The organism is Pseudomonas zeae (genome assembly GCF_014268485.2).
Taxonomy (GTDB): domain Bacteria; phylum Pseudomonadota; class Gammaproteobacteria; order Pseudomonadales; family Pseudomonadaceae; genus Aquipseudomonas; species Aquipseudomonas neuropathica.
Genome location: NZ_CP077090.1, coordinates 4,131,809 through 4,149,061 on the forward strand (window position 1 = coordinate 4,131,809; position 17,253 = coordinate 4,149,061).

Below are 17,253 nucleotides of genomic sequence, written 5' to 3' on the forward strand. Positions count from 1 at the left end.
ATTTCAGATCAGTTTCAAACCCAAGCCACCGCCAACAACCCCGCCCCCAACACCGCACACAACGGCGAATACACCCAGGTGTCCAGCCGCGCAAACCGCGAATCCTTCACGTCCTTGAAGAATCCGACCAGATTCGAATCACCAATCGCCCGGGCAAACATCAACAGCGCAATCGCGCTGATCACCCATTGCAGCGCTTTGTGTGTCACCGCCGGCACTCCCCAGCCAACCCGCATACACACCAACGCAGCAATCACCAACAATGCCGCCGCCACAATCAACGTGAGCCAGCCTGACGGCTTGAACGCCGGCCGTACCGTTGCGACAAATCCGCGCACCGGCACTTGCGGCACCACCACCGCTGCCGCCCACTGCCCACCCAGCGCCCAATACACGTGCATCAAGGCGATCACCGCAAACGTTGTCACCAGCCATTGAGCCAACACAAAGGTCATGGTTGAAATCCTTGGAAAGGGATTTGAACAAATCAGCCTAGTCGCATTTTTTCCAAGTGCACGACCGATCAGCGGTACGGTAAAGTGCCGCCCCATGAAATTCTCCCGTTCCGATCGCTCACTGCTGGCCTGGATGCTCTATTGCTGCGTCCTGTTCAACGTGTTCGCCTGCAGCATCGGTCACGGGCAAATGGTCGGCATGCAACTGAACGGTATCGGCGGCCAGTTCTGTACAGTCGACCCGGCCACTCAAGCGCCGCTCGCCAGCAACCCCACTGAAGAACAACTGCCGACCCTGTCCAAGGCATTTGGCTGCCCGCTGTGCTCGGTCGGCGGCGGCATGGGCCCGGCGTTCAACTCCAGCCTGACGCTAGCGATCCTGCCCGAACAACACAGCCCACCACTGGCGCCCATCGTCAGCGCCGACCTCCCTGCCCGCTTCACCTGGCCTTCGGCCAACCCTCGCGCCCCACCGCTCGCCTGAGTGTCCCTGCCTTTTTGATTTGTCAGCCCACTGCGCCAACGCGCCGCGTTCGCCTGTGCGCTGACTCCTAGACAAGCATTCAGGATTCAATGATGAAACAACTCACTCTGCTGGCGAGCCTGTGCGGCTGCCTGTCCGTTAACGTCTGGGCGCAATCCACCGTGGATCTGGCGCCGATCACCATCGATGGCGAGTCCGGCGCAGAACCGGGTCTGAGCCTCGACCAATCCAGCGGCATGGCCTCGCGACTGGGTTTGAGCGTGCGCGACACGCCGGCCTCGGTGGCCATCGCCAATCGCAACGACATCGAACGCCATGGCGCGCAGAACTTCCAGGACGCCGCCAACACCCTGCCCGGGGTCAACGCCAGCGCACCGCCGGGATTCGGCGGCTTCGTCTCCTATCGTGGCTTCACCAGCAGCCAGATCACCCAGATGTTCAACGGCATCAACGTCTCCGGCGGACTCGCGCGGCCCGTCGATTCATGGATCTATGATCGGGTGGAACTGGTCGGCGGCCCGTCGTCGCTGATCAACGGCGCAGGCTCGGTGGGGGGATCGCTGAACTACGTGAGCAAACTCGCCACCCGTGATGAACAAGCGGTTGAAGGCCGGGTCAGCTACGGCACCTACGACACCAGCGAAACCGCTTTCGGCCTCAACCACGCCCTCACCGACCCGAGCGCCGACGTGCAGCACTACGCGCGCCTCGACGTCAGTCACAACACCAGCAACGGCTACATCGACCGCCAAGAGCGCGATGCCTGGAGCGTGGCGTTCTCGCTGCTCAGCGACCTCACACCCGACCTGTCGCACACGTTGGCCCTGGAATATCAGGATGAACACGAAGACAGTCCGTACTGGGGCACGCCCGTGCTCAATCCCAAGGCCGGCGAGTTGAAGATCGATAAACATAACCGCTTCAACAACTACAACGTCGAGGACGGTCGTTACGAGCAGCGAACGATCTGGATTCGCTCGATCGTCGACTACCGGATCAACGACAACACCACCCTGCGCAACACGCTGTACCACCTCGACAGCCAACGCGATTACCGCAACCTCGAAACCTACCAGTACAACGCCGACAACACCGCGGTGAATCGCTCCACTGCGTATCAGGTGCGTCATCAAGGCGAGCAGAACGGCAACCAGTTCGAGTTGCGCCATGACAACACGCTATTCGGTCTCGATACGACGTGGTCGGGGGGCTTCGAATACAAGGTCAACCAGACCACCAATTCGCCACTGAACGTCAAAGGTGCGAGCACGGTGGATCCGGACAACTACCGTCCGGGGCACTTCTACGACATTCCCGGTACCAACCCGAAATTGATCAGCGACAAAACCAACGAGGTCACTACCAAGGCACTGTTCGTGGAAAACCGTCTGGCATTGACCGACAAACTGTCGCTGCTCACCGGTCTGCGCTATGACGACATTGAACTCGACGTGACCAACCATCGCACGGTAACCGCCACCAACCCGAAACACCTCAAGCGCAGTTGGGAACCAGTCACCGGCCGCGCCGGCCTGACGTACCAATTCATTCCATCGGCCAACGTCTACGTGCAATACAGCACCGCCGCCGAGCAACCGAACGGCACGCAGGACTTCGACGTTTCCACCGGCAAGCAATGGGAGATTGGCAGCAAATTTGATTATCTGAACGGGCGCGGCTCGGCGACGATTGCGGCCTACACCATTGAGCGAAAGGACTTCGCCGTGACCGATCCGCTGGACCCGACCAGCAGTATTCCGGTCGGTCAGCAGACGTCGAAAGGGTTAGAGATCGCCAGCTCGTTGCGGATCACCGACAAGCTGCTGGCTGAAGGCAACTTCGCTTGGGTCGATGCGCAATACGATGATTTCACCGAAAAGAATGCCGCCGGCGCGGTGGTATCACGCAAGGGCAACACGCCGACCAACGTGCCGGATCGGGTTGGCAATCTATGGCTGACTTATGATTTTTCGCCGCAATGGCAAGGTGGGGTGGATGCACGATATGTGGCGTCGGTGTATGCCGATACTGCGAATACCATGACCGTGCCGTCGTACACATTGTTCGGCAGCTTTCTCAGCTACAAGGTTGATTCGCATACCACCGTCACCGGGCGCGTGCGTAACCTGACCAATGAGGTGTATGCCGAGTTTGCGCATGTTTCGCCGGCGTATTACCTCGGAACACCGCGTACTTTTGAATTAGCGGTGGCTACCAAGTTCTAAAAGCTTCGCGAGCAAGCTCGCTCCCACAGTGTTGTGAACGACACATATCCATTGTGGGAGCGAGCTTGCTCGCGAAGAGGCCGGCCGCTGCTGCCTCTATTTCAGATCAGCCGAAACCTTATCCGCCACATCCTTCGGCAACCACGCCTGCCACACATCCGGGTGGGCCTTCATGAACGCCACCGCCGCATCACGCGGCGCCGTGTGCTTCTCGCTCATCTCGGCCAACGCCTTGTTCAACGGTTCGATCGGGAAATCCACCTTGCTGAAGAACTCGGCAATCTGCGGATACTTCTTCTGGAACGGCGTAGACACACCAATCGACAGCTTCGACGCCAGCGACCGGGTCGGTTTCGGATTGGGATTATCCGCATCGGTTAGCGTCTTCCAGGCTTCGGCATCAAATGGCGGCTCTTCCAGTTGCACCAGTTTGAATTTGCCCAGCAGCGGAGTCGGTGACCAGTAGTAAAACAGCACCGGCTTACCGCGACGAATCGAAGAACTGATCTCAGCGTCCAGTGCCGCACCGGAGCCACTGCGGAAATTGGTGTAATCGTCCTGCAGACCATAAGCCGTCAGCTTCTGCTTGTTGACCACTTCCGACGTCCAGCCGATCGGGCTATTGAGGAACCGACCCTTGCTCGGGGTTTCCGGGTCCTTGAACACGTCCTTGTACTTTTTCAGATCACTGACGCTGCGCAGATCCGGCGCCAGCGGCTTGATGCCTTTGGCCGGGTCGCCCTTGATCACGTACTCCGGCACCCACCAGCCCTCGGTAGCGCCTTTGACCGTGTCACCGAGGCTGACGACTTTGCCTTCGGCCTCAGCCTTGACCCACACCGGACTGCGACCGGCCCACTCCTCGCCAATGACCTGAATGTCATTGTTGGCCAGTGCGGTTTCCAGCGTGATGGTGGTGCCGGGCAACGTGTCGGTCGGCAAGCCGTAGCCCTTCTCGACGATGACCCGCAGAACATCGGTAATCAGGCTGCCGCTTTCCCAGTTCAGGTCGGCAAAGTGGATCGGGGCCTGGGCAGCCAGCACCGATGGCGCTGATGCCAGCAAACCAAACGTGGCCACGCTGGCGGCCAATAACCGTCGAAATCCGTTCATGCATTGCACCTCGTGCTGTTCACAGCAATGGCAGGATGGCCTGACAGAAGATCGCAAGCCTCTGAATACTCAGTCAACTGACTGTAGCCGAGGTTCCTGCTTTTTCCGGGTCACGCTGCGGACGAGGTTATGAATCAGACTTTTCCTGCAAGCTTTGCAGCTCGCGCCTGACCATGCTGGCGTATTCCGCGGGGCGCAACTGATAGATCTGCGCAGCCAGCCAATTCAGCCAGGCACCTTGCAGTTCCGCCTTGGCGGCGAATAAACGCAGGGCTTCCTCGCGTGCAGTGTCGAGGTTCTGCGCATGGAAATCCGCGCGGCTCACTCGCTGGCCTTGAACGTCACCAGTTCACCCTTGCGCCACTTGGCGGCTTTGGCCGTAACGGCTTTCAGGGTTTTGGTCAGGCCTTCCTGCAATTGCTCATGGGCGGCGAACACGGTCACCACGCTATGGCCTTCCTTGAACAGGATGGCGTGCCCGTCAACGGTATCGACGAAAGCGTAATCGCCCAGTCCATAGACCGTGAGTTTGATTTCGCGAAAACGCAGATCCATCTTGCCGCCTTCGCGGCTGGGCAAGACCGATGCACTGAAATGATCGCCGACCTTGAGCTTGAGCCCCGGTTTGTCATCGACCACCAAGGCACTTTCGGTGTCGATCTCGGCCACGTAAATGCCTTCGGCGTTCTGCTCGGTGATGTAAACAAAACGCGACTGGAACAGCTTGACCAGCTTTGCACGCAAATCACCCAACACGAACAAAGCATGCATATCGAGATTACTGACTGCCAAAGAAACATCCCCACATCTGAAAAAACCGCACACGGAAAACGCGCACGGCAAAAAACGGCCAGGCCGATGTCACTGCAAATAAATCAATAAAGCCCGAATTGAGCAGAGTGCTCATTCAACGCGAGGTTGGTAAGACTACTGGATTGTTACTCGGGAAACTCATCCCGATGTCGCCAAAGCCTGAAGGAAAAATCCTCAGCGTCGACAAGAGCAGTCTGACTACGAACTTTAGGGAAAATTCTCACGAAAAAAAGCACTTCTCCGACATATCGCTGGCGAAAAATTGCTTTAGATAAGCCCTGTCGTCAACAGGTGCTGGCGATTCTAGAGCAGCGATGCTCATTCCGACTACCCGAAACGGCCGGTAAATACCGGCCAACTGATGAAAAGGACTTCATATGTGCACTCGGACTCACTTTGCCATGACCGTTGACGCCCGGATCGAATCGTCGCTGATACTAAGTGCCACCACGATCAACGACGATTACCCGCGTTTCCAAGTGGTACCCGCCGGCAACGCTTTCTTCCATATAAAGGAAACATCGACCGGGCGCGTAAGAGGTTTCCGTGAAGATCACAACGAAGCCTGCGCCCTCGCCCGCTCACTTGAGTCAAAGATCGAACTCCTGGCGAGTGGATGCCTCAGATAAAGAGAGCGATCAACTGCGCCCTACCGGCGCAAATCAAAAAGGAGAACACGATGGATCTGGAAGGTTATAACTTGAAAACTCTGTTCGATCAGTTAGGTCTTCCTTCAGAAGGACCGGAGATCGACGATTTCATCGACGCGCATCCTCTTGACGCTGACACCAAACTAGTCGATGCCCCTTTCTGGTCGGACTCTCAAAGGCAAACGCTGCAAGAGTGGATCGGCAAAGACGATGACAGGGCAATCGTCTTCGACGAGCTGAACGTACGCCTTCACGACGGCAAGTAACCGAACTCAGTGCAGGCTGTCACCACACTCGGCTTGCAATTGCGCGAGCCATGCAGCCCTGCACTCCTCGGCCTCGTTGCGACTGGCAAACGCGGTACCGCGACGCTCGCCATTGAGCAAAACCACCCAGCACACGCTCTGCCCCATTGCGCGCAAACCGGCCGGCACGCCACTGCCGATCATCACAGCAACATCAACTCTGCACTGCATGCAGCCCTCCCGAAATCATTAGCAACCTAACTAAGTAGTCAGATTAATGGTTTCTTTCGAGCGGAAACAGCAAGCTCCGTGCACAGATTCATTGCATCAGAAGTAACAATCCCTCAGCGCGGTTTTTCCGGCTTATAGCCCAGACGCAATCCACCCCAGTGCCGGCCCTTGATCATGATCGGCACCGACAGGTCATGCATCAGTTCACCGGTGTCGCGGGTATAGGTCTGCAATAGCACCGGTTGCTGATGGCTGCCGCAGCGAATACCGGTGCGATCCGCGAACTTGCGTTTGGTGCGATTGTTCACCGCATCGACCTGCGCATCGCCAGTCAACGGCTGACTGAACTGCTGATTGTGCGTTGGCACATAACCTTGCTGCGTGCAGGCAATGGCGAACACCAACCCCTCGTGACGCGGCAACAATGGCTCCTGAATCGCCGGCAGCACCTGATCGGTGTAACGGTCGAAACGGGTCTGAAACTTCGCCGGTTGGGTATTCGGGATCGGTTGATACTGGCGATCAAACAGATCCTCCAGGCTAATCTTTCCTTGTTCGACATCCGCCTCGAATCGCGCGGCAATCTGGCTCGCCCCTTCGCGGGCCAGATCGTAGATGCGCTGGTGATAGTCATCCAGACCGACTTCGGCCAGCCGCTCGCTGATGGTTTCCGCCTGCCCTTCCATTTGCACCGCCGCTTCAGCGAGGCGGCGAGTCTGTTGATCGCTGATCGCCAGATCGCTGCGCATCTGCTCGATGGCCTTGAACAAGCTGTCGAGTTGCTCGCGATTGGTTTCTGCACCCTGAGCGATTTCACCGACCTGGCTTTCCACCCCGGCAGCCAGTCGCGCGATGTTCTCCAGATGCTGGCCAGTGTGTTCGACCTGCTCGACACCGGTCTGCAGATCACTCGACAACTCGCGAATCTGCTCCACCACCTGCGCCGTGCGTTGCTGAATGTCGGCGACCATCTCACCCACTTCACCGGTGGCCGACGCCGTGCGCGCCGCCAACCCACGCACCTCATCCGCGACCACGGCAAAACCGCGACCATGCTCTCCGGCTCGCGCTGCCTCGATCGCCGCGTTCAATGCGAGCAGATTGGTTTGACTGGCAATCGACTGAATCACCAGGGTCACGCGCTGAATATCGTCACTGCGCAGGCTCAAGGCTTCGATCAACTCACGGCTGGCATTGGCGCGCTGACTGAGTTGATGCATGCGCGCGATCGAATCCACCAGTTCCGTGCGCCCCGCCGCGCTGCTGTGATGCGCCTGACTCGCTGCTTCAAGGGCTGCACGGCTGAGCTGCGATGTGGCGTGTTCAGTCGCGATCATCACCTCGGCGTTGCTGACGATCTGCGCCGCCGCATCGAGTTGCGATTCGAGTTTGCTCGCCAGTTCCTTGACCGAAAACGCCACGCCGGCCGCCGACAAGGCGTTATGGCTGGTGGTGTAGGAAAGGTCGCGGGTCAGTTCGGACATGGCGCTGCCGGTGTCGGCAGGCTGGGCATCGGGGATGGCACGGGAACGCAAGCGCGGTAGCCAGACAATCAGCACCGCCAGCGGCATGCCAATGTACAGCGACCATCCACCCAGCGTCATGCCGGCCAGCAACAGCACCAGGGCGATGCTTTGCAGGGTCGGCGCGATCCAGCGGTTTTTCGGCAAAAGCACTGGTGCAGGCAAAGCCCCAACCAGAGATCCGTCTCTCGTCATATCAACACCCCACGCTTGTTCTCATTATTGTGACTGCATTAAACGCCACTACAACGCCATTATCCATGGTCCGTTAGTCGTGGGGTCTGTGGCAGGTCAATGGAACGGCTCGGGATTATTGCAGACGAGCAAAAACAAAGATCGCAGCCTTCAGCAACGCCCATGTAGGAGCTGCCGAAGGCTGCGATCTTTTCAAGGTGCCCTGTTGAAAGGGTCACCCCACAGAATCAGGCCTGACGCTGGTGCTTGTCGATCTGCTCGTGACGCTCTTGAGCTTCGATGCAGTACTTGGTGGTCGGGCTGATCAGCAGGCGTTTCAGGCCAATGGCCTCGCCGCTGTCGTCGCACCAGCCAAAGCTGTCTTCCTTGATGCGCTCAAGGGCTTGTTCCAGTTGCGGCAGCATGCGCTGGTCGCGATCGATCGCGTTCACCAGCCAAGTGCGCTCTTCTTCAACCGAAGCCGCGTCCGCCGGGTCAGCCGGGGTGTCCAGGCTTTCGATGGCGATACGGTTTTGCTCAATGCGCTCGTGGGTTTCGACTTTCATGTTCTGCAGCAGCTCAGTGAAGAAAGCGTGCTGCTCTGCATTCATGTAGTCATCTGCCGGCATGGCCAGCAACTTGTCCTTTGTCATTGATATCTCTATAAAAAAACGTGCATTAAGGCGAATTAGGGAGCGTTTCGGCGAACCGCGTGCGGTCGGCGAAAAGGCATCGTTTATTGCAAATGCCACCCGGCACTCAATTTACGAGGGGCGGCAGTCTAAGGCCCGATCGAGGCCTCAGCAACTGTAAATACAGGGAATTTGTCCGACAACGCCCGGAAACTGCTCTGACACAGGGTTCACACGGCCATCGGAGTGCGTTTATAGCAAGAAATTCAGTCGAGCGGCTGTATATAGAAGACAAACGGCTAACCACACAGCGCTCAGACGCAATTTTTTACCACGCACTGCATCGTTTCAGCAAAGCAGAACTGCAAAAGCCCCCCTAATATCAGGCGCACCGTGTGATCAATCAGCCTGAAGGATGACCTATGCCCCGCCCCGATCTGCCGGCCACCGACGAGGTTTCACTCGTCAGCCCCCCGATCAATGCCGAGCGCCTGCTGCAACTGATCACCGACGAATACGACGCCCTGCCGCGCCAGCTCAAACGCATCGCCAGCTACATCAGCCAGCAGAGCGACCGGATCATGGTCGACCGCATCAGCGACATCGCCCGCGAGTGCGAAGTGCACCCGTCCGCCATCGTGCGCTTCTCGCAACGCTTCGGTTTCAGCGGCTTCAGCGAAATGCAGGCGCTGTTCCGCAGCGCCTACACGCACAAAGCCTCGCCGGTGCAAAACTACCAGCAACGCATCCGCAGCATGATCGCCGACCAGTCGCAGCAAGCCAGCGCCGGCGACCTCGCCCGCGAATGCATCGACGCCACCCGCTCCGGCATCGAACGCCTGGGCCGCGAACTCGACGACGCCGCGTTCGAAAAAGCCGTCGACCTCATCGTCAACGCCGACAACATTTATGTCGTCGGCGTGCGCCGCTCCTTCGCCGTCGCCGACTACCTCGTTTACAACTTGCAACACACTCAGAAAAAAATTCATCTGGTGTCCGGGCTAGGCGGTAGTTATCGCGAGCAGATGCGCAGCGTGCGCGCGAACGATCTGGTCATCGCCATCAGCTTCGTGCCCTACGCCAAGGAAACCCAACACTGCCTGCGCTTCGCCCGACAGCAACAGGCCAACACCCTGATCCTCACCGACAGCCACCTCTCGCCGCTGGCGAAACTCGCCAACAGCGTATTGCTAGTCAACGAAGGCAGCGCCCTCGCCTTTCGCTCGCTGAGTGCGACGCTGTGTTTGTGTCAGGCGTTGTTTGTGGCGGTGGCTTATCGGCTGGAACTGAATGTTGATGAGATTCACGAACAACCCGGCTTCGACGACTGACAATTGCCTCTGCGTCGGCTAGGTTATGCCTTCCCACCGGTTTGACTTGAAGGAACGCGTCATGAAACTGATCGGCATGCTGGACTCCCCTTACGTGCGCCGCGTGGCGATCTCCGCCAAACGCCTTGGCATCGACCTCGAACACGAGTCAGTCTCGGTGTTCCGCCACTTCGAGCAATTCCAGCAGATCAACCCGGTGGTCAAAGCCCCAACACTGATCCTCGACGACGGCGTGGTCCTGATGGACTCGACCCTCATCCTCGACTACCTCGAAGCCAGCTCCGGCAAAAGCCTGCTGCCAACCGACCTGAAACAACGCGCCCACGCCCTGCGCCTGATCGGCCTCAGCCTCGCCGCCTGCGAAAAAGCCGTGCAACTTTATTACGAACGCAACCTGCGCCCAGCCGACATTCAATACCAGCCGTGGGTCGAACGCGTCGAAGGCCAACTCGCCGCCGCCTTCACCGCCCTCGAGCAAGAACTGGAAAAAACCGGCCTGCCCACCGACGGCACCCTCACCCAGGCCGGCATCAGCCTCGCCGTCGCCTGGAGCTTCACCGACCTCGTCGTCCCCGACCAGATCGACACCCGCCGCTACCCCCACATCGTCCAATACACCGCCTACGCCGAAACCCTCGAAGCGTTCGTCAGCACCCCGATGACCTGACCATGAGCACCACCGACACCGCCGCCCCGGCGCTAAAGGAAATCTTCAACGCCGAGCGCTTGCAACACATCGCCCGCGAAATGAGCGCCGTGTACCCGGCGTTCAAGGCCAAGGCGTTTCTCAAACATGCCCAGGACGGACTCGCTGAATTATCAGTGATGCAACGTATGGCGCGCGTCAGCGAAAGCCTGCACGCCGTGTTGCCGCTGGATTACCAAGATTCCCTCGATGTATTGCGTGAACTCGCGCCAAGGCTGAACAGCGGATTCGTCAGCATGTGTTTGCCGCACTACGTCGCAAGCTACGGCGGGCATGCGTTCGACACCTCCATGGACGCCCTGAAGTACTTCACCACCTTCGGCTCCTCCGAATTCGCCATCCGCCACTTTTTGCGCAGCGACCTGGAGCGCTCGCTGGAACGGATGCACGACTGGACCCGAGACGAAAACCACCACGTTCGACGGTTAGCCAGCGAAGGCAGCCGCCCTCGCCTGCCTTGGTCGTTTCGGTTGGAAGCGGTTCAGGCGGATCCGCGGTTGGCCGCCGGAATATTGGATCGGTTGAAGGCGGATGAGAGTTTGTACGTGCGCAAGTCCGTGGCGAATCATTTGAATGATGTGACGAAGGTGCATCCGGGGTGGGTGCTGGACACGATTGAAGGTTGGTCGTTGGAGAACAAGCACACGGCGTGGATTGCCAAGCATGCGTTGCGGAGTTTGATCAAGCAGGGGGATTTAAGGGCGCTGACGGTGATTGGTGCGGGGGCGAAGGCTGAGGTTGAGTTGTTGGATGTGCGGGTTGAACCGGCGGTGGTGCGGTTGGGGGAAGCGATTACGTTGTCGTTTGTAGTGAAGTCGACGGTGGCGCATGAGCAGCGGTTGGTGATTGATTATGCGATTGACTATGTGAAGGCGAATGGCGGGGTTTCGGGGAAGGTTTTTAAGTTGAAGACTCTGGCGTTACCAGGATCTAGAAGCACCGTGGTCAAGCGCAAGCAGGTGATTAGTGATTTCACCACGCGTAAACACCATGTGGGGCGGCATGGCGTTCGGGTGATGGTGAATGGCCAAGTGTTGGCTATTGCCGGGTTTGACATCGTCATAGGTTGACGGGGTTGAACGACTCTACTTCCTGAATTCCTTGTCCCCTCGCGGCTTTGCGGAGCCGCAAGGGCGTGTCGCTTGTGTTTAAACGGTGAGGCCGCCATCAGTGCAGATCAAAAATCAATTTGCCTGCCGCCGATTGGCGTTTCCGTAGCGTTCTGTCCCGCGACCATGGCCGAAGCGCTAATTGCATTCTGATTAGCCCAATCACGAAGTTTGGTGAACTCGTCTTTACGCATTTTGCTCATGGGTACCAAACGCGAAATCGTCGTTTCAAAATCATCCATGGTCAGGTCGCTTGCATCATCAGAGCCATTCATCCGCCGTGAAAACGCTTCAATCAGCGAGTCGCCAACCCAAGCTTCGATTTCGGCACCAGATAGCACGATGTCTTTGCCAAAATTTGACTCGCCCCCTAGCGCGGACAATCGTTCCAGATCAAATTTTGCCGGGTCGCGTTTCGATTTCTTCAGATGTATTTCAAGAATCTTCTTTCTTTCTACTGTCGACGGGAAATCGACGAAAAATATCTCGTCGAATCGCCCCTTCCTCAACAATTCCGGTGGCAAGCTGTTGATGTTGTTAGCGGTAGCGAATACAAAGACCGGGGCTGTTTTTTCCTGCATCCAAGTCAACAGCGTGCCGAACACGCGTGTAGCCGTGCCACCATCAGATACCCCCCCGGAGGAGCCGGAAAGTCCTTTTTCAATTTCATCGATCCATAGGATGCAGGGCGAAATAGCTTCGGCAGTACGTAGAGCGGAACGAATATTGGACTCTGAAGAGCCAACCACTCCCTGGAAGATTTTCCCCATATCCAGACGCAATAAGGGCATATTCCACGACGACGCAACGCATTTCGCCGTTAGAGACTTACCGCAACCTGGGACTCCAGTTAAGAGCAAACCCTTCGGAGTTCCGACACCAAATTCCTGAGCAGCCTGCCCAAAACACTGACTGCGCAAATGGAGCCATTTTTTAAGAGTTGCCAGTCCCCCAACATCCTCAAGACTTACCCTTGAGTCGACGTATTCCAAAATACCTGTTTTCCGAATAATTTGTCTTTTCTCGGAAAGCAGGTCTTTTACAGTCGTCTCATCCAAGCTCAGACTGGAAACCAACGAACGAGACAAAGTATTGTCGATCTCTAACCCGGTAAGACCCAAAGCAGCATCAACCAGCTTTTCTTTAGTATCGCTGGAAAGATCAATCTTAACGCTGCTGTTGCCCTGCCAGGAGTTTACGAAATTATTGATCTGAAGTTTGACTTCATCTCTTGACGGCAATGGGAAATCAACCAGTGTGATTTCCTTCTGAAGATCATTGGCAATTTCAAAGCTGGGTGCCACGACAATGCAATTACTGCGATATCCACGCGAGCGGATATTGATGGCTAAATCTCTAAGTCGACGACGGTAGACAGGATTTGAGCTTGAGGAAAGATAGTTATGAGCATCACAAAAAACGAAGATGTTTTTGCTGCCCTCCTCTTTTGCCTTTTCTTCGCAAAAATCCAGAGCCATTTTCAAGTCAAAGGTTTTATCCCCAGCAACGACGCCGCTGGTCTGTACTCCTAGCGTCGAGTTCCAAACGAACAAACGATGGCTAAGCGACTTGGCGATGTCAGATATCTCATTGAGTGCACGCTCTTCCTCGAACGTCTCAATGACCAGGATCGCATAACGCGCTTTGAGGTAATCTGTTAACTGCTTGGTACGGTTCATGCCTGTTATCCCTGCGCTTGAACTGATTTATACATGCATCGGAAGACCGGTTTTGGTAACACCGTGACTTGAAACAACGAATTCGACAAATCTTCTAGTGCGGAAAAAGCCAATATCGACTCTGTCGCTGGTTTTGATTATCTGTTTGTGTTGATAGGGATGTATAGCGTTATGTCGATAGCGACCGGCCAGCGTCAAGTCTACGGCTTTAACAACTCGAATCATGGATTCGTTCTGAAATATCTCTTTTGGCGTATAGCCGGTGTAGAGAATCCAGTTTTTCTCGGCATTGACAGCACGTATTAATTGCTCCAAGGCTGGTGCCTGGTCGAGCGGCTCTCCACCGGAGAGGGTAACCCCAGCGACATCTAGAGCGTTTATTTTCTGTGCCAGTTCATGAACAGACATCAGCGTACTCACTTCAGGAGCGTGGGTCGCTTGGTTGAAGCAACCTTTGCAGTTAAGCGCACAGCCCTGCACCCATAGTGTCAAGCGTAATCCGGGGCCGTTAACAGTGCTCAACTCCATGTGGTGCACATTGATTTCCATTTAGAAATTCGCACTGAGAATTTGAAGGGTTTGCTCTTCATGGACTAACGTGTATTCCGGCTTCCACTCGGTGACAAGTTCTGCAGTAGGCCTGGAAAGTAGAGTCTCAAGTTCTTCAGTAAGTCGTGTGCAAATGTCGCCTTTCACGCCACGCACTTCCTCCGTAATTTCATCGCCGGTGAAAGTGACATGAATGCTGTATTCGTAGTGAGGTCCAAATTCCACCTCAAATCCTTGAGGACTTTCTCTCACTCTGGCTGGAACACCTGACGCCTCTATACGTTTGATGGTTCCATCAATGACCACGCTGATATAAGCTTTTTGAAAGCTCAAAGCCAATTCAGCCATTAATGCTTCATCGCCAGCTGACGCAGTTCCGCGTTCGATCAGAAGTTTGTATGAGCCCGCCTCAACCTGGCAGACAAACAGGTTGAAATCATCCGCCGTCTGGCCACAAATAGCTCTAAATTGCTGCGTGCCCATATAGCCTATTTTGCTTAAAACCTTTTTACTGAAGTCACTGGAGAATATTGAAACAAGCCCCGTCGTCGGGATGATGCCCATCTTACCGAACGCTTTGGCGATGGTTTCTTCATCGACATAAGAAAACTCAAACGTTGTGCAATGCGACATCATTAAAGCTCCAGCCTGCGACCGGGAGTAACTTCCGCAGCGGTCTGGATGGCAGTTAATACATCAGGGGCGACCTCAACGCTACGTACAGGCACTACGGAGGCCGGTGTCGACTCAGGCGCAACAGTTTTTGAACTCGAGGTTGAAGCACCATCGTTGACGACCATACGACGTCTTTGTCCAGTCTGGGGGGCAACACCTTCACCAAGAAGACTTGCATCAATGGCCTCCAACAGCCTTGTTATTACCATAACGGGATTGGAGGTCAGCTTTTCATAGAGCTCAATGCGCAATAAAACATCTGCTCCGTCAACGAACTGCAGTTTAAAGAAGTAATTTTGGCTTTCATCGCCAGCGATACCAATGTGCGAGACCTGATTGAGATCACGAGACAGCTTTATCCAATTATCCCCATCAAACGACGCTACAATTAGTTTCGTCGCTGTTGCGGCAAAAGCATTACTACCCGCGTCAACCTCGCCGGCCTCAAAATTCTGGTAACTGACCAGAATCCTCTCCCCGACAGGAAACCCCAAAGCAGTTGCTAAATATTCATTCGTCGAAAAATCGATATCTGCGTGAAACTTCAGGCTTTTCGAATAAGTGTAAAGAGCAAAAACGGCGGCTATTGCATAGCCTACCGATCTCAGCATGTCTTCCGGTACAAGAACCGCAAAAATCAGGCAGATAAAAGCGATGATCGCGTAACCGTAATAAACGGCTTTCTGTGTATGGAGTTTCTTATTTCTATATGCCTGAAAGGTTTTGCCGGGAACATATTTTTTCGAAAATCCCACGAGCAAGGTGCCGCCACCAAAAAAAATCAGACAAAGAAGACCCATTGCAGCCTGGCGCATTTTGCCATTCTGCAACCCTTCAACAAACATCCACGCACCGCCAATGATGAAGACAGGTAAAAATGCCAGGATTACAAGCCCCAATATCTTACCTTTGGTGGCCAACATCATTTTCCACATCGGGATAGTTTTTATCATTTACAAACCTTATTGAGTCGGTACAGAAGCGCGTAGTGAGAGGATGACTGAAGAGCGGATCATGGCACTATGCTACGTGACGATCTTTGATTAATCACGCACTGTTGCGTGTGTCATTCGTCTTAAACAGCCTGTGCAGAAAGGCCCCCTCGTCGTACGGGTAGTCAGTTTGCGATTTCGGCGTTATCAAATGCTTGATACACCGCGAACTGGCCGAGCATTTGCTCAGTGCCGAGCGGCGGAGCCAAAGGTTTCGTTGGGGTTAGCGAGTAGGGATTCGCTGTGTACATGGGGTTGGCCAGCTAGATGCGTTGGGGTTGGTTAGTGCTGGCCGGCGCCAATTCATTGAGCTGACCATGTAGGTAACAAGCACGTTAGTTACCAACTTCCGTAAGGAATACCGTATTTATCGATATACCGCTTTGCCTTTTCACTCACCGGATAAGCGTAACGCCCTTCGTTCTTACCTTGGCTCGGCCCCAGTGGCTCAATTTCAGCCTGCGCTCGAGCGACTTTAACCGGGTGGTGGCAAGAGTCTCTTACCCAAACCTGTACAACACCACCGGGGGCCAACCCTAGATAAACCGACGCCATAAATCTCGCTTCCTGATCAGGCGTCTGCGGGCAACGTTGATTGACGGACGCCACCATCAACTGCCTGGCTTCCTCTGGGATTTCTACCCATGCCTGCCACGTTTTCTGTTCGACAATCGATTGCCAACGGACCCAGATGCGAACAGGCAAATCTGCTCCCACCACTCTCCTTCCGCTGCCGCCTACTCCACCTGCCCAACCTCGAGCGGACTCCGTTCCGTCTTCAGGCTCTCCCCCCGCAGCGGTGCCGCCGCCGGTTTTATAGAAAATCCTGCCGTTAATGTCTTGAACAGAACTGTTCTCTACCCAAACCTTCATGTAATCCGGCTCCGTAAAAGCCAGTTCCCACCATTCGGATTTCGGGTCGTTTTTGGCTGATAGTGGTTCAGCAACCTGGCATCCCGTGACTAGCAAGATGCAAAGCATCGTAATGAGTTGCTTCATTGGCTCACGGCTTACCAACTCCCATACGGAATACCGAACTTGTCGATATACCTCTTGGCCTTTTCACTCACCGGGTAGGCATAACGCCCACCGTGCTTCCCCTGCTCCGGACCTAGCGGCTCAACTTCACCTTGGGCATGAGCGACTTGGACCGGGCGATGGCATGAGTCTCTGACCCAAGCTTGTAATACGCCACCCGGGGCCAGACCCACGTACAGCGACGCCATGTATCGAGCGGCCCTTTCGGGTGTTTCTGGGCAACGTCGGTGCGTTGAGTCCACCATCAATTGCCTGGCTGATTCTGGGATTTCGATGAACCCCTTGTAGGTCTTCTGCTCTGATATGGACTGCCAACGGACGAAGATGAGTTTGGGAAGGTCGGCACCGATTACCGGCATACCGGAACCACTGACAGTACCCCAACCTCGGGCAGACTCTGTGCCATCTTCTGGTTCACCTCCGGCAGCAGTTCTCCCGCCCGCCTTGAAAAACGTCCTGTTTTTGATGTCCAGAACTGTGCTGTCTTCTACCCAAACCTTCATGTAAGCCGGTTCAGTGAAGGCCAGTCCCCACCAATCGGATCTCGGATCGTTCACAGCTGAAAATGGGTCGGTAGCCTGGCATCCAGCTACTAGTAAAACACTCAACATTAATATGATTTGCTTCAT

At 55.5% G+C, this 17,253-nt stretch carries 20 protein-coding genes; 7 read left to right on the forward strand and 13 right to left on the reverse strand.

The window, feature by feature from the left end; translation table 11 throughout:
- Positions 1-14: 14 nt before the first annotated feature.
- Positions 15-455, reverse strand: a complete 441-nt coding sequence (locus HU754_RS18035; RefSeq protein ID WP_093437296.1) for a DUF3995 domain-containing protein — start codon at positions 453-455, stop codon at positions 15-17.
- Between the two features lie 94 nt (positions 456-549).
- Here HU754_RS18035 and HU754_RS18040 point away from each other — a divergent pair, with 94 nt between their 5' ends.
- Positions 550-939, forward strand: a complete 390-nt coding sequence (locus tag HU754_RS18040) for a DUF2946 domain-containing protein (protein WP_016982997.1) — start codon at positions 550-552, stop codon at positions 937-939.
- 92 nt (positions 940-1,031) lie between these two features.
- The gene (locus HU754_RS18045; protein ID WP_186623552.1) at positions 1,032-3,164 is read left to right on the forward strand and encodes a TonB-dependent receptor; all 2,133 of its coding nucleotides are present in this window, start codon (positions 1,032-1,034) and stop codon (positions 3,162-3,164) included.
- Between the two features lie 96 nt (positions 3,165-3,260).
- Here the strand turns inward: HU754_RS18045 and HU754_RS18050 are convergent, their stop codons facing one another.
- The 3 genes from HU754_RS18050 to HU754_RS18060 form a co-directional block, all read right to left on the reverse strand.
- Positions 3,261-4,277, reverse strand: a complete 1,017-nt coding sequence (locus HU754_RS18050; protein ID WP_186623549.1) for an ABC transporter substrate-binding protein — start codon at positions 4,275-4,277, stop codon at positions 3,261-3,263.
- A 127-nt stretch (positions 4,278-4,404) separates the two neighbouring features.
- A complete protein-coding gene (locus HU754_RS18055) occupies positions 4,405-4,602 on the reverse strand; it encodes a hypothetical protein (protein ID WP_116255428.1) in 198 nt (65 codons plus the stop codon).
- Complete coding sequence (locus HU754_RS18060; protein ID WP_186623547.1) at positions 4,599-5,048, reverse strand: hypothetical protein; 450 nt, start codon at positions 5,046-5,048, stop codon at positions 4,599-4,601. The genes HU754_RS18055 and HU754_RS18060 overlap by 4 nt, the downstream gene beginning before the upstream one ends.
- Before the next feature lie 419 nt (positions 5,049-5,467).
- Here HU754_RS18060 and HU754_RS29495 point away from each other — a divergent pair, with 419 nt between their 5' ends.
- Positions 5,468-5,719 (forward strand): hypothetical protein, encoded by a 252-nt coding sequence (locus HU754_RS29495; protein WP_116255426.1) that lies wholly within the window; start codon positions 5,468-5,470, stop codon positions 5,717-5,719.
- A 50-nt stretch (positions 5,720-5,769) separates the two neighbouring features.
- Entirely contained in the window at positions 5,770-6,006 is a 237-nt protein-coding gene (locus tag HU754_RS18065) for a DUF2789 family protein (protein WP_116255425.1), read from the forward strand.
- Between the two features lie 6 nt (positions 6,007-6,012).
- Here the strand turns inward: HU754_RS18065 and HU754_RS18070 are convergent, their stop codons facing one another.
- From HU754_RS18070 to HU754_RS18080, 3 genes are all read right to left on the reverse strand, one after another.
- The gene (locus HU754_RS18070) at positions 6,013-6,216 is read right to left on the reverse strand and encodes a hypothetical protein (protein ID WP_116255424.1); all 204 of its coding nucleotides are present in this window, start codon (positions 6,214-6,216) and stop codon (positions 6,013-6,015) included.
- Positions 6,217-6,329: 113 nt separating this feature from the next.
- Positions 6,330-7,934 (reverse strand): methyl-accepting chemotaxis protein, encoded by a 1,605-nt coding sequence (locus HU754_RS18075; protein WP_186623545.1) that lies wholly within the window; start codon positions 7,932-7,934, stop codon positions 6,330-6,332.
- Between the two features lie 227 nt (positions 7,935-8,161).
- The gene (locus HU754_RS18080; protein ID WP_003225981.1) at positions 8,162-8,566 is read right to left on the reverse strand and encodes a TraR/DksA family transcriptional regulator; all 405 of its coding nucleotides are present in this window, start codon (positions 8,564-8,566) and stop codon (positions 8,162-8,164) included.
- A gap of 401 nt (positions 8,567-8,967) precedes the next feature.
- Between HU754_RS18080 and HU754_RS18085 the strand changes: the two genes are divergently transcribed.
- The 3 genes from HU754_RS18085 to HU754_RS18095 all read left to right on the forward strand — a co-directional run bounded on the left by HU754_RS18085 (position 8,968) and on the right by HU754_RS18095 (position 11,652).
- Entirely contained in the window at positions 8,968-9,876 is a 909-nt protein-coding gene (locus tag HU754_RS18085) for a MurR/RpiR family transcriptional regulator (RefSeq protein ID WP_186623543.1), read from the forward strand.
- A gap of 61 nt (positions 9,877-9,937) precedes the next feature.
- Positions 9,938-10,543: a glutathione S-transferase gene (locus HU754_RS18090; protein ID WP_186623541.1), complete on the forward strand. Its 606-nt coding sequence runs from the start codon at positions 9,938-9,940 to the stop codon at positions 10,541-10,543.
- Positions 10,544-10,545: 2 nt separating this feature from the next.
- Entirely contained in the window at positions 10,546-11,652 is a 1,107-nt protein-coding gene (locus HU754_RS18095; protein WP_186623539.1) for a DNA alkylation repair protein, read from the forward strand.
- A gap of 107 nt (positions 11,653-11,759) precedes the next feature.
- Here HU754_RS18095 and HU754_RS18100 read toward each other — a convergent pair whose 3' ends face one another.
- The 6 genes from HU754_RS18100 to HU754_RS18125 form a co-directional block, all read right to left on the reverse strand.
- Positions 11,760-13,370 (reverse strand): Ycf46 family AAA ATPase, encoded by a 1,611-nt coding sequence (locus tag HU754_RS18100; RefSeq protein ID WP_186623536.1) that lies wholly within the window; start codon positions 13,368-13,370, stop codon positions 11,760-11,762.
- 27 nt (positions 13,371-13,397) lie between these two features.
- The gene (locus HU754_RS18105) at positions 13,398-13,919 is read right to left on the reverse strand and encodes a 4Fe-4S single cluster domain-containing protein (RefSeq protein WP_186623533.1); all 522 of its coding nucleotides are present in this window, start codon (positions 13,917-13,919) and stop codon (positions 13,398-13,400) included.
- Positions 13,920-14,555, reverse strand: coding sequence for a DUF2997 domain-containing protein (locus HU754_RS18110; RefSeq protein WP_225919922.1), 636 nt, complete (start codon positions 14,553-14,555; stop codon positions 13,920-13,922).
- The gene (locus HU754_RS18115) at positions 14,555-15,547 is read right to left on the reverse strand and encodes a hypothetical protein (protein WP_186623532.1); all 993 of its coding nucleotides are present in this window, start codon (positions 15,545-15,547) and stop codon (positions 14,555-14,557) included. Before HU754_RS18115 ends, HU754_RS18110 begins: the two co-directional genes overlap by 1 nt.
- 378 nt (positions 15,548-15,925) lie before the next feature.
- Complete coding sequence (locus HU754_RS18120) at positions 15,926-16,585, reverse strand: DUF2931 family protein (protein WP_186623531.1); 660 nt, start codon at positions 16,583-16,585, stop codon at positions 15,926-15,928.
- An 11-nt stretch (positions 16,586-16,596) separates the two neighbouring features.
- Positions 16,597-17,253, reverse strand: a complete 657-nt coding sequence (locus tag HU754_RS18125) for a DUF2931 family protein (protein WP_186623529.1) — start codon at positions 17,251-17,253, stop codon at positions 16,597-16,599.

Excerpts from the sequence above, each read along its gene's own strand:
- HU754_RS18115 (WP_186623532.1), bottom strand. The coding sequence starts at position 15,547 with ATGATAAAAACTATCCCGATGTGGAAAATGATGTTGGCCACCAAAGGT.
- HU754_RS18080 (WP_003225981.1), bottom strand. The coding sequence starts at position 8,566 with ATGACAAAGGACAAGTTGCTGGCCATGCCGGCAGATGACTACATGAAT.
- HU754_RS18065 (WP_116255425.1), top strand. The coding sequence starts at position 5,770 with ATGGATCTGGAAGGTTATAACTTGAAAACTCTGTTCGATCAGTTAGGT.
- HU754_RS18125 (WP_186623529.1), bottom strand. The coding sequence starts at position 17,253 with ATGAAGCAAATCATATTAATGTTGAGTGTTTTACTAGTAGCTGGATGC.
- HU754_RS18090 (WP_186623541.1), top strand. The coding sequence starts at position 9,938 with ATGAAACTGATCGGCATGCTGGACTCCCCTTACGTGCGCCGCGTGGCG.
- HU754_RS18110 (WP_225919922.1), bottom strand. The coding sequence starts at position 14,555 with ATGATGTCGCATTGCACAACGTTTGAGTTTTCTTATGTCGATGAAGAA.
- HU754_RS18095 (WP_186623539.1), top strand. The coding sequence starts at position 10,546 with ATGAGCACCACCGACACCGCCGCCCCGGCGCTAAAGGAAATCTTCAAC.
- HU754_RS29495 (WP_116255426.1), top strand. The coding sequence starts at position 5,468 with ATGTGCACTCGGACTCACTTTGCCATGACCGTTGACGCCCGGATCGAA.
- HU754_RS18120 (WP_186623531.1), bottom strand. The coding sequence starts at position 16,585 with ATGAAGCAACTCATTACGATGCTTTGCATCTTGCTAGTCACGGGATGC.
- HU754_RS18050 (WP_186623549.1), bottom strand. The coding sequence starts at position 4,277 with ATGAACGGATTTCGACGGTTATTGGCCGCCAGCGTGGCCACGTTTGGT.
- HU754_RS18060 (WP_186623547.1), bottom strand. The coding sequence starts at position 5,048 with ATGCATGCTTTGTTCGTGTTGGGTGATTTGCGTGCAAAGCTGGTCAAG.
- HU754_RS18100 (WP_186623536.1), bottom strand. The coding sequence starts at position 13,370 with ATGAACCGTACCAAGCAGTTAACAGATTACCTCAAAGCGCGTTATGCG.
- HU754_RS18105 (WP_186623533.1), bottom strand. The coding sequence starts at position 13,919 with ATGGAAATCAATGTGCACCACATGGAGTTGAGCACTGTTAACGGCCCC.
- HU754_RS18075 (WP_186623545.1), bottom strand. The coding sequence starts at position 7,934 with ATGACGAGAGACGGATCTCTGGTTGGGGCTTTGCCTGCACCAGTGCTT.
- HU754_RS18040 (WP_016982997.1), top strand. The coding sequence starts at position 550 with ATGAAATTCTCCCGTTCCGATCGCTCACTGCTGGCCTGGATGCTCTAT.
- HU754_RS18035 (WP_093437296.1), bottom strand. The coding sequence starts at position 455 with ATGACCTTTGTGTTGGCTCAATGGCTGGTGACAACGTTTGCGGTGATC.
- HU754_RS18085 (WP_186623543.1), top strand. The coding sequence starts at position 8,968 with ATGCCCCGCCCCGATCTGCCGGCCACCGACGAGGTTTCACTCGTCAGC.
- HU754_RS18045 (WP_186623552.1), top strand. The coding sequence starts at position 1,032 with ATGAAACAACTCACTCTGCTGGCGAGCCTGTGCGGCTGCCTGTCCGTT.
- HU754_RS18070 (WP_116255424.1), bottom strand. The coding sequence starts at position 6,216 with ATGCAGTGCAGAGTTGATGTTGCTGTGATGATCGGCAGTGGCGTGCCG.